The organism is Enterobacter cloacae complex sp. IR5459 (assembly GCF_049238005.1).
GTDB lineage: Bacteria > Pseudomonadota > Gammaproteobacteria > Enterobacterales > Enterobacteriaceae > Enterobacter > Enterobacter hormaechei_C.
Genome location: NZ_JBMKIG010000004.1, coordinates 432447 through 443906 on the forward strand (window position 1 = coordinate 432447; position 11460 = coordinate 443906).

At 57.3% G+C, this 11460-nt stretch carries 9 protein-coding genes; 1 reads left to right on the plus strand and 8 read right to left on the minus strand.

Annotation, left to right across the window (positions count from 1 at the left end; all coding sequences use genetic code 11):
- Window positions 1-78 precede the first annotated feature (78 nt).
- From mukB to cmoM, 4 genes are read right to left on the minus strand one after another with little or no spacing between them, the layout of a single operon-like run.
- On the minus strand, window positions 79-4527 hold the full coding sequence (mukB, locus tag ACOTX4_RS11585) for a chromosome partition protein MukB (protein WP_032657945.1): 4449 nt from the start codon (window positions 4525-4527) through the stop codon (window positions 79-81).
- Entirely contained in the window at window positions 4527-5231 is a 705-nt protein-coding gene (gene mukE, locus ACOTX4_RS11590; RefSeq protein WP_003858208.1) for a chromosome partition protein MukE, read from the minus strand. The genes mukB and mukE overlap by 1 nt, the downstream gene beginning before the upstream one ends.
- On the minus strand, window positions 5212-6534 hold the full coding sequence (gene mukF / locus ACOTX4_RS11595; protein WP_015570962.1) for a chromosome partition protein MukF: 1323 nt from the start codon (window positions 6532-6534) through the stop codon (window positions 5212-5214). Before mukF ends, mukE begins: the two co-directional genes overlap by 20 nt.
- A gap of 3 nt (window positions 6535-6537) precedes the next feature.
- Entirely contained in the window at window positions 6538-7317 is a 780-nt protein-coding gene (gene cmoM, locus ACOTX4_RS11600) for a tRNA uridine 5-oxyacetic acid(34) methyltransferase CmoM (protein WP_003858212.1), read from the minus strand.
- 120 nt (window positions 7318-7437) lie between these two features.
- Here cmoM and elyC point away from each other — a divergent pair, with 120 nt between their 5' ends.
- Window positions 7438-8217 carry an envelope biogenesis factor ElyC gene (elyC, locus tag ACOTX4_RS11605; RefSeq protein WP_003858214.1) on the plus strand — a complete coding sequence of 260 codons (780 nt, stop codon included), beginning with the start codon at window positions 7438-7440 and terminating at the stop codon, window positions 8215-8217.
- Here the strand turns inward: elyC and ACOTX4_RS11610 are convergent.
- The 4 genes from ACOTX4_RS11610 to ACOTX4_RS11625 all read right to left on the minus strand — a co-directional run bounded on the left by ACOTX4_RS11610 (window position 8194) and on the right by ACOTX4_RS11625 (window position 11430).
- Window positions 8194-9087: a YcbJ family phosphotransferase gene (locus tag ACOTX4_RS11610; protein ID WP_023315757.1), complete on the minus strand. Its 894-nt coding sequence runs from the start codon at window positions 9085-9087 to the stop codon at window positions 8194-8196. The two genes, elyC and ACOTX4_RS11610, sit on opposite strands and share 24 nt — an antisense overlap.
- A gap of 142 nt (window positions 9088-9229) precedes the next feature.
- Complete coding sequence (gene kdsB, locus ACOTX4_RS11615; protein WP_003858218.1) at window positions 9230-9976, minus strand: 3-deoxy-manno-octulosonate cytidylyltransferase; 747 nt, start codon at window positions 9974-9976, stop codon at window positions 9230-9232.
- Complete coding sequence (ycaR, locus tag ACOTX4_RS11620; protein WP_063937854.1) at window positions 9973-10155, minus strand: protein YcaR; 183 nt, start codon at window positions 10153-10155, stop codon at window positions 9973-9975. The genes kdsB and ycaR overlap by 4 nt, the downstream gene beginning before the upstream one ends.
- 45 nt (window positions 10156-10200) lie before the next feature.
- On the minus strand, window positions 10201-11430 hold the full coding sequence (locus tag ACOTX4_RS11625; RefSeq protein ID WP_003858222.1) for a winged helix-turn-helix domain-containing protein: 1230 nt from the start codon (window positions 11428-11430) through the stop codon (window positions 10201-10203).
- Between the last annotated feature and the right edge of the window lie 30 nt (window positions 11431-11460).

Genomic DNA, 11460 nt, shown 5'->3' on the forward strand with positions numbered 1-11460 from the left:
AAGATAACGCAGCCCTGAACACAAGTTAAGTGAATAAAAAAAGCGGCGCATGAGCGCCGCTATTTGTCGCACCCCAGGTTAAGAGGCGTCAGCCGTGCCCGGTAATGACTCCGGTGGCTGCGGGGCGAAACCACGCAGGCCCACGACGTGCACGTGTTCACTGTTCTGGAACACCTTACGCACCAGCTTATAGGTTGTCCCTTTTTCCGGACTGATGTTTTCCGGCGCCGCGATGATGAGCTGCATATCGAGTCGCTCGCAAAGCTCAAACAGCGTGGCGATGGAGCGGGCGTCGAGACGCGCGGCTTCATCGAGGAACAGCAGACGACATGGAGAGATGTCTTTGCCGCGCAGACGACGCGCTTCATCTTCCCAGCTCTGCACCACCATCACCAGAATCGACATACCGGTACCGATGGCTTCACCGGTAGAGAGCGCACCGGATTCCGCGCGCAGCCAGCCGTCTGAGCCACGGTTAACCTCAACTTCCATTTCCAGATAGTTGCGGTAGTCCAGCAGCTCCTCGCCGATGGTTTGCGGCGTACGCTGGCCCATGTCAATCTGCGGATTCAGACGCTGATACAGCTTCGCCAGCGCTTCGGAGAAGGTCAGGCGGTTACTGTTGAACAGATCCTGGTGCTGCTCATGCTGTTCAGACAACACGTCCAGCAGCGTGGAGTGCGCCTCGCGCACGTTCACGTTCAGCCTCACGCTGTTGACCTGGCCAAACGACACGCTTTGCAGGCCCTGGTTCAGCTGACGGATACGATTCTGCTCGCGCTGAATGGTTTTACGAATAATATTCGCCACGCTGCGGGAGCTGATTGCCAGCTTTTGCTCGCGGGAGGTCAGCTCTTCCGTCAGACGGCCCAGCTCGATCTCCATCTGTTCGATCGCTTCAACCGGATCGTCGGTACGGATGATGTCCTGACGGATACGCTCGCGCAAGTGCTGATACACCGCCACGAAGAACTGGATTTTGCGCTCAGGACGCTTCGGATCTTCGGACATGCGCAGCACGTCGCGCAGGTGTTCGTTATCCGCCACCGCCAGACGCAGCGCGCCCAGCGCCTTATCCGACATAGAACGCAGTTCATCGGCCGACAGATACGCCAGCTCGCGGCGGTGCAGACGACGCTCCACGTTGTTGTCTTTCACCATGCGCATCACCGCGCACCAGCCCGCCTTCGCGGTCACAACCTGCTCGCGCATCTCGTGATAGTCACGTTCCAGCTTGCGCAGGCGACGCGTCAGGTTGTCCATCTCCGCTTCACAGAAGGTCAGCGCTTTTTCCAGCTGATTACGACGCGCACGGTTGTTGCTGAGCTGAGCATGCAGCTCATCGCGGCGAATACGTGCCCGCTCTTCTGCACCGCTGTCGGCGCGCACGCCAATGTCCTGCAACTCTTTATGCAGGTCGTTTAACAGCTCTTTCTTGGTGTCGAAGGAGCTTTTCAACGACGCCATCACCTGACTGTACTGGCTCAGCTGTGCGGCGTGAGTACGCATCGCTTCGCGCGCGCGCGTACGTTCCGCTTCCGCCTGCTCAAGGCGCTGGCGCAGCTTTTCATTAAGATCGCTGTTCCCGCTCAGCATTTCTGCTGAATCGGAGTAGCCGAAGTGCGCGCGACGTTGCACCACTTCCGTCAGGGCAAACGCCTGCTGACGCGCTTCGCGCTGCACCTGCTGTGACCAGGCGTAATCCTCTTTTAACTGTTCAAACTGTTCCGGGTCGCTCTGGAGAACGGAAACCATCGGCTCCAGCTTCGCCAGCTGATTGCCGTGCTGCTGCACAAAGCGCGCGGCTTCCTGCGCCTCGTCCAGTCGTTCCTGAATTTCATCCACGCGGTCGGCGAGCGTATCGTCCGCCAGCAGGTTCAGGCGTGGCAGAATGCGGTTAAGCGCCGCAACGCCCTCTTTCGCCTGCTCGAACTGGACGCGGCTCTGCTGGTTGTCATTTTCATGGCTAGCCAGCGCACGCTCCAGCTCACCGCGGCGGGTGTTGAGCTTGCGAATTTCGGCTTCCGGATCGGGCTCAAAGGCCACGCCCAAATGGCTGCCGATAAAGCGGCTGAACGCCTGATGCAGACGCTGCGTTTTTTGTACATCAAACGACAGGGTCGCAAAACGTTCAGAAAGCGTTTCGCGCTCGGCATGCAGGCTTTCAATGCGGCTTTCACGCGCGGCGCGGCCAAACAGCGGCAGTTCCGGGAAGCGCGAATAGCGCCACTGGCGATCGGCGATTTTCACCACCACCGCTTTTTCCAGCTCGTCAACGCTGAATACGCTGTCATCAAACGACTGCGGATCTCCTTCGATGAGGTAGAGATCTTCCGGGCAGTCTTCCAGCCCTGCAAGCTGGTCAGAAATCAGCGACAGATCCGGCACCACAATCGCGTTACGGGATGGACCGTACAGCGCGGAGAAGTACGGCGCATCGTCCAGACCAACATCGTCGTAAATTTCAGACAACAGCACGCCGCCGAAACGCTCGGCTAAGGCATTCAGACGCGGATCTTCTGAGCCGCCTGGCTGGCTTAAACGCTCGATCTCCTCATCGACGTCACGCTTGCGCGCGCCCACTTCGTCACGCTCAACAATCGCTTCACGCTCACGCTCCAGCAGCTGTTGCATGTATTCGGTGACGTCCTGGCTGGAGGCAAACTCCTGGCCACACTGTTCGCTGAGCTGGTTCAGGCTGCTTTGTGCAGCCAGCCAGATCGGCGCACGCTGTAAGAGCGTCGTCGAACGGGACTGAAGCTGTTCCAGCTCCTGACGCAGCGTCATGCGCTGTTCGCTGGCATTCGATACGGTATCGGACAGGGCCGCAATACGCGCTTCCAGTTCCTGATGCAGGGCCTCAAGCTCGTCGAAATCGTAATTTTTACCCTGACGCTTGCAGAATTCCGCCAGCAGACGCTCGGCTTCCTGCTGTTCACGCAGACGCTGTTCCAGCTCGTTCAGGCGCATGCGCAGCGGCTGCACCTGTTCGGCCAGATGGCGTTGATTGACGCCGTCGCGCAGCAGCTCACGGGCAACGTCCCACGCTTCGTTACGCGCCAGCGGACCGTTAATCGCCACCACCAGCTGGTACGCCTGCTCAAACTGGCTATGCGCCGTTTGCGCCACGCTCATTTTCTGATCGAGAGAAAGCAGTTTCTCAGTGGCTTCCTGCTCTTTGGCCTGGAAGGTATCCAGCCATTCGTCAGCGCTTTCCGGGGTCAGGTCCGGCAGATGGCACAGCTCTTTGGCACGCTGCAACGCCTGCAACGCCTGGTTGTACTGAATCGCACGCGTCTGCTGCACGTCCAGCGCCTGCTGGTAGTCAGCGAGCTGGCTTTTCAGCTCATCCACTTCCAGCTCGGCGGCTTCCGCGCGGGCTTCGTTCTCTTCCTGCAATTCGGCAGCTTCGGCCACCACTTCATTTTGCTCTTCAAGACGAATTTGCAGCTCATCAAGATCGGCTTCGTAGCGCTCGATTTTTTCCTGCTGACGCAGCGCGGTCTGCACCAGATTCAGATGATCGCTGGCCGCCTGGTAATCGGCTTCCAGATCCCCTTCCGCACCATTGTGCTCGCCCAGTTCGCGCGCCATTTCGACATGCTTATACTGCTCGGCCACCAGCTGTTTGCGGGAGGTAAACAGCTCGCGGCGATACTCCAGCGCCTGATCGAGATGAATACGGCGCTCGTTGGCGTGGCGCATATAGTCCGCCGCCACGTAGTTGGTGGCTTCGCTGATCAGGTGCTTAAACAGGTCCCGGTCAGACTGCGTAACGCGAATCGCTTCCAGCGTCATGCGGTTTTCACGCAGCGCGGCTTCCATATCCTGGAAGGCCTTACGCACGCCGCTGTTTTCCGGCAACAGGTAGTCGCGCAGGGAGCGGGTAATGGCGCTGGAGATACCGCCGTACAGGGAGGCTTCAATCAGACGGTAGTATTTACTACGATCTGACGCGCTGCGCAGACGACGGGCTACCACGCCGAGATCGAACATCAGAGAGTGGTAGTCGGTAATGGAATTAAACTGCTTAAACTGCACGCCTTCGATAGCTTCCAGCTTGTCTTTCAGCTCCTGGAGCGTCAGGACGCGTGCCTGACGTTCATTCAGGGTTTCCGTCAGCAGCGCGGTTGGCTGTACGGAGGTAGGCAGCCCCTGGATCGCAAACGGTTTGATATCTACTTTACGATCGCGGCCGGCAACCTGTTGCAGACGCACGCCTACAACCACGCGCTGATGGCGGGAGTTGATCACGTCCAGCACTGAATAACAAACGCCCGCTTTCAGCTTACCGTGCAGACCTTTATCACGAGAGCCGCTCGTGGCGCCCGCTTCAGTGGTGTTACGGAAGTGCAGCAGGGTCAGGTCAGGTATCAGCGCCGTCACGAAGGCCGCCATGGTGGTGGATTTACCCGCCCCGTTACCGCCGGAGAGCGTTGTCACCAGCTCATCCAGATCGAAGGTTCGGGCAAAGAAGCCGTTCCAGTTAATCAGCGTCAGTGAGCGAAATTTACCGCGTTCAATCATTACTCTTCCTCCCCGCTATCCGGCTGATTCTCTTCGTGCTCGTCATTGAGCTGCAAATGGTTTTCCACCGGCATCGCTTCACCGTCACGTATCATGCGCAGCTGCGCTTCACGCGCATCATCACCCGCACGCACGTCGGCGCCAAAACGGAAGACCGATTCGGTGATGCGGAACTTGCTGCTGTCGTGACCCATGAACCAGACCATTCCCAGACGGCGTAGACGGTTAAGGGATGAGCGAACTTTTTCCTGTAATTTCTGACGGTCCAGATCGGACCCCGTTGAGCGGTTATTCACCAGCTTGAGCAGCTTGCTTTCATCCGCCAGCGACAGCAGCTCATCGTAAAGCTCCTGCTGGGTGAAGATCCCTTCATTCGCCAGACGTTCCGGGCTGAGATAGAGGTAGCAGAGAATTTTGCCGACCATCATATCCAGTTCGGAAAGCACCGAGCGCGGAATAAGCGTGGTAGAGCGCGGACGCAGGTAGAAAAACCCTTCCGGCGCGCGGATCAGCTCAACGTTATAGCGAGCGTAAAACTCTTCCAGGTACTCCTGAAAGTCCATCAAAAAGGCGTGATTATCCAGCTCGTCAAGGCCAATGTGACGACCGGCACGCAGCTGGCTGTCCAGCGCCGGAAACAACGGATTCGCCAGCGCCTGTGCCAGCTTAACTGGCATCACTTGTTCAATATTTGTCAATGACATGCGCCTGTACCTTGGCTCCGTAATCGTTAATCGGCTGCCACTTCGGCGGCAGTCCGGTGAAATCGGCTTGTGCGATGCCCAGGCGCACCGCCTGGTCTACAACAATGCGGGCAACATCGAAGTGGCGCGCGCGCGGATACTGCGCCAGATAGTCGCGTACCACGAGGCCAAGATCCAGCGGTGCTTGTCTGGTTTTGTAGACAGCGAGCTGTTCTTCGATCATCGCCGCAAGCTGCTCGCGAATTTCGTTAAATTCTTCGTATTCCAGATCCGGCGGCAGTTCACCGGTGACCTCTTCATCGCGCAGCGCCATCTCTTCGTCGCGCATATCCAGCAGACGATCGGCGTTGGCGTAGGTCAGCGCCCACGGCGCATCGAAATAGGTCTGTACCGACTGGCGCAGACGTTGAGCAAAGACGCGATTCTTATCCATATCGATGGCGGTACGGATAAATTTATGCACGTGGCGGTCGTAACCGATCCACAGGTCGATTGACTGCTGGCCCCAGCTGATAATACGGTCAAGCTTGCTCTGCAAATCAAACACCAGACGGTCGATAAAATGCAGATCGTCGTGCGCCATTGTCGCGTCCTGGATGCGCAGCAGATTGGCCTGTAGCTTATCCCCCGCCGCCTCCAGCGTATCCTGCAACTCACGCAGCGTACCGGACGTTTCTGACAGCAAGAGTTCACAGCTGGAGATAGCCGCACGCCAGTCTTTATTAAGCAGTTGAGCGATATCGTCTTTCACCTGCTGCTGCTGTTCGTCCATCAGACGTTGAGTCAGATCGATACTGTCGAAAATCTCGGCGACCGAGTATTTCAGCGGCGCGTAAACGTTGCGATGCCAGTGGAATTCGTCACCGTTTTCATCAGCCGCGTCGGCGGCACGCTTCAGCTCACCTGCAACAATAGAGAGCTGCATGGAGAGACGCAGCGTGGAAAATTCGCGCTGGCGGATGTAATAGTCGGTAATGCCAATGCCCAATGGCGTAAGACGATAGATGGCGTTTCCTTCCGCCTGCTCGCTGGTAAAGCGGTTCAGCAGACGTTGACGCACCATATCATTGATTGCGTTGTTGGCACGCACGCTAATGGTTTCGCTGGTTTGCTCAAACGCATCACTGACGTGGCGGAACGCATCCACCAGTTCGCCTTCACTCATTTCGCCATCCAGGCGTTCGCCGTTTAGCGTCGCAACCGCCAGCAGGAATGAGAGTCTGTCTACCGGCAGCGAGATGGAGAAATCGTTTTTCCTGGCCCAGGCAACCAGTTCGGGGACTGTCTGGGAAAATTCACTCATAGATTATCCTTGCATCTGCGGCTTGCGCGCGGTGACGTGTATATAGCGGCCAAGGCTCAGATAAGGCTCCTGGCGGCAGTACCGCGTCTCTATTTCTGTTAAGGCGTCTAAACAGTCATCCTGTTTTTGTTTATCACGCAGATAATCATGAAACACCCTCACGCCGGTTTTGCCGGTAATTTCCCAACCGATCTCCTCCAGCCAGCCATAGACCTGCTGCGGTTCACGGGGGAAATCCGGTGAAAGCGTGCGTCGTTTCTTTTTATACATGCCCTGCTGTACGTAGCCAAAATTGCCGACCAGCACGTTTCGCATTAGCAGGCCGTTGGCATTGTAAAACATCAGCGATAACGCACCGCCCGGGCGCAACATCGACCACAGCGTTTTTAACATCGCCTGGGGTTCGGCGATCCATTCGAGCACAGCATGAAACAATATCAGATCAACCTGCGTTTCCAAATGCTGCGGAATGTCCTGAGCGGCGCAATGTATAAAATGCATGTTGTCGCTCACACCTTTCTCTTCTGCCGCTCGCCCGGCGCGCGCAACCATCTCGGCAGAAAGATCGCAAAGCGTGACGTGATGTCCCCGCTGCGCCATCAGAATTGCAGTCTGACCTTCCCCACCGCCGGCATCCAGCACGCGCAACGGTCGGTCACCGAATTCAGCCAGCAGCTTGTCCAGATCCTGCCAGAGGATCGTCTGACGAAGCTGACCTTTGGTGGTGCCATAAATGTTGCGCGAAAACTTTTCCGCGATGTCATCAAAATTGCGATCCCGCATTGGGAGGGTTCCACTCACTGCAAAACCGCTATTTTGTCACACCCGCGCGGAGAATGAACCACTCTGGTGTAATATCACCGACAATCGCCTGCTGTATGGTTAAAAAAGGAACCAAAAAGGATGCTTTTTACCCTAAAAAAATATATCGGAGGCATGATGCTTCCCCTTCCCCTGCTGTTGCTTCTCATCGCGCTGGGGCTGGCAATGATATGGTTTAGCCGCTTTCAGAAAAGCGGTAAATCCCTTGTTACCGTGGGCTGGCTGGCGCTGCTGTTACTCAGCCTGCAACCGGTCGCTGACGGTTTATTACGTCCGATTGAAAACACCTACCCGACGTGGCAGGGAAATCAGAAGGTGGGCTATATCGTGGTGCTGGGCGGCGGGTATACCTGGGATCCGAACTGGGCGCCCAGCTCGAACCTGATCAACAACAGCCTGCCGCGCCTGAACGAGGGGATCCGCCTGTGGCTGGCCAATCCTGGATCGAAGATGATCTTCACGGGCGCTGCGGCAAAAACCAACCCGGTCAGTACCGCTGAAGCAGGAGCAAGAGTGGCTGAATCACTTGGCGTACCGCGTTCCGCCATCATCACGCTGGATAGCCCAAAAGATACCGAAGAAGAGGCGGCGGCGGTGAAACAGGCCATCGGTGATGTACCGTTCCTGCTGGTGACCTCTGCTTCACACCTGCCGCGCGCAATGATTTTCTTTGAGAAGCAGGGCCTGCATCCGCTTCCTGCTCCGGCAAACCAGATGGCTATTGACGCCCCGCTCAATCCGTGGGAACGGATAATCCCGTCCCCGGTATGGCTGATGCACAGCGACCGCGTCGGCTACGAGACGCTTGGCCGCTTGTGGCAGTGGCTTAAGGGTTCGTCAGGCAAGCCAGGGCAGGAGTGATTTTGCGGCCAGATCGAAACTGGCGCGATTAAAGCGCCCGGTGTTGACCAGTTGCGCCACCTCATCCCAGAGAAGATAGAGCCAGCGTCGCCAGAGAAAGGCCTCCGCAACGGGGGCGCGCTGAAGATAGTGCCAGAGCAAATCTTCCGCCGCCCCGCCCTCGCTCAGCCTGAACAGTTCGTACTCGCGCGGCGCCCAGAGCATGATCCCCGGCCCGACCATCGCCAGCAGTTGGTCGCTGCGCGAGTCTTTAAGCATACTGCGTAGCGTGAAGTTGCCGTGAACCAGCACGCAGTTGTCGTTAAAACCCTCAAACAGCGTCGGCAGACATTCCCGGGTGCGGAACAGAATACGTTTGTCCTGCATCGTTAAGCCGGTGTTGTTGAACTGGTTCAGCGTGCCCCACAGCACTTCGACACGCTGGCGATACCACAGCGGCCACAGGTTTTCCTGGGTGCTGTCTACCGCGCCAACAAGACCCCGGCTGTCCTGCCGATGCCAGGCAAGCAGAGCCTCGACAATCTGATCTTTCAGCTGTTCCCAGCGCTCCGGTGTACGCGTCGGGGCTTCAACAGAAACCCCGCGTAAACGCTCGATAAGCAGAACATCCGGGCCGGGATGCTCCTCATGGGTCATCACGCCGTAGACCGTCGGAATACGGACAGTCCCTTCCCGCGCAAGCATCGACATTTTCCAGGCCAGCTGTCTGGCGACGCCCGGCGAGGTAAAACTTCTGGCCATCAGCGGCATGGGGTTTCCCTGACTGTCATACAACGACCAGAGTGCGGTATCGGCCTTTTCATTCACGCATTCCACCCGGCTTAGCTTTTCGCCAAGGAGATGGCTGAGTTCAGCACGCAGCTGTTCCATATGAGATTACCCCCATTAAGACTACTGCTTTTATAATGAGCGCGCGAAACCCGGATGTCACCCGGTAGAGATCAATAATGAAAAAGAAAAGGAAAATCGCCTGGCGGGAGAGCATCCCCCCAGACGAGGGGATGCCAGCGAATTAACGCATTTCGACGCGTACGCGCTCGAGATCTTCAGGGGTATCCACGCCGGTGCCTGGGATTTCCTGGGCAACCGCAACGTGAATTTTCTCGCCGTACCACAGCACGCGAAGCTGTTCGAGCATTTCAATATGCTCCAGCGGGCTTGGTGCCCAGGCGACGTAGCGACGAATAAAGCCGGCGCGGTAGCCGTAAATACCGATGTGGCGCAGGAAGGTTTCGCCGATTGTCTCTTTCGATTGCGCGAAACGATCGCGATCCCACGGAATGGTAGCGCGGGAGAAATAGAGCGCGTAGCCCTCTGCGTCCATGACCACTTTCACCGCATTCGGATTGAACGCCTCTTCAGCGTGGTGAATCGGCACCGCGAGGGTTGCCATCCCGACCTGACGCCGAGCCAGGTTGTCGGCCACCTGACGGATAATCGCCGCCGGGATCATCGGCTCATCGCCCTGCACGTTCACAATCACCGTCTCGTCGCTGAAACCGCATTTTTCGACGACTTCCGCCAGGCGCTCGGTGCCTGACTGATGATCGGCACGGGTCATGCACACTTCCCCACCCGCGGCCTCAACCGCTCGCGCGACATCCGGGTGATCGGTGGCGACGATGACACGTCCGGCGCCCGATTCGCGTGCCCGTTCAAGGACATGCACAATCATCGGTTTGCCATTGATATCCACCAGCGGTTTACCTGGCAGGCGCGTTGAAGCATAACGCGCAGGGATAATGACAACAAAACTCATGGTTTGATCTCTTCTGCCACCAGTGAACGGGCTTCCTTTTCCAGCAGGACCGGAATACCGTCACGCAGCGGGAACGCCAGGCTGTCCAGTTTGCAAATCAGCTCTTGTTTATCCTGGCTGTAATACAGTTTGCCGTTGCACACCGGGCAGGCAATAATTTCTAGTAAACGGTGATCCATAGTTCCTCCGTATGGGTAATCCCTAAAGCTTATCATATTCCCTTTTCAGGGAGTGTCTGTTTCCCAGCCATCTCGACAGGTCGCAAACAGCTCCACAGGCACGCGACCGAGTACAATTTCATGCGCCCCCTGCCAGCGCGCAAATTCACTGAGCGCAGTCGTTAACCCTTTTTCCAGGCCAGCCGTCACCTTTATGCCCTCTTCCAGCCAGAGCGCGATAATTTCAAGCATGCCGGTTTTACGGTGCATTTTAGCGTCCATGCGCCCGACAAGCTGTCCTTTGTGCAGCAGCGGCAAAACAAAATAACCATACTGACGCCTGGGCGCCGGGGTGTAGCATTCCAGACGGTAGCTGAAATCAAACAGCTGTTCGGCCCGCTTTCTGTCCCAGACAACGGGGTCGAACGGCGACAGCACGGCACTGTGGGTCGCCTGGAGTTTGCCCTCCTGCGCCTGCGCCAGCAGAGGGAACAAATCCGCATGCAGCCACATTTCACCTAACGACTCTACCGAGACCGGCATGACGCGCTGTTCGCGCTGCCACGTTTCGAGCAGTGGTTTTAGCTGCGGCTGACGCAGACGATAATAATCCGCCAGCCACTGCGGGAGGAAGATGCCAAGGCTGCGGGCGCTGTTCCCGAGCATGATGGCTTCGGCTACCTCCTGAGACAGCAGGTCACGCGTATCGTCCCAGTGAGGCATAACGCGGTGCGTGAGGTCATAGACGCGCTGAAAGTTGCGGCGCTCGACCACCATCACTTTGCCCGACGTAAACAGCCCTTCAAGATGGCGTTTGTGCGGTTTCCACTCCCACCATCCGCTGGCGCCTTTTCGCGGGTGTTCAAAATCCGCGGAGCGTACCGGACCGTTTTTCTGAATATGGGCAATCAGTTGTTCTATTTCATCCGCGTGTTCCACCATCCACTCCTGGCGGTATTTCCAGCCCATTTTGTCCGGGGCGAGCATGCGGTGACGCACCAGTGCAAAATCGCTGCGCGGGAGAAAACAGGCTTCATGCGCCCAGTATTCCATCAGTTCGCCCTGACTCAGCGCATTATCCAGCCACTGCGGAGGATAGTTTCCCAGGCGGCTAAACAGGACCAGATACGGGCTACGCGCCACGATGTTAATGGTGTCGATTTGCAGCAACGACATGCGTTGCACGGTAGAGAGGATATCAGCTGGCTGCGCGCGGCGGCGGGGCTTTTTCAGAAGCCCCTGGGCGGCAAGATGCAGGTTTCGTGCGGCTGCAAGTGAGAGTTGCGGTAGAGACATGCGTTTTCCTGTCAGTCAAAGCGCCACCGG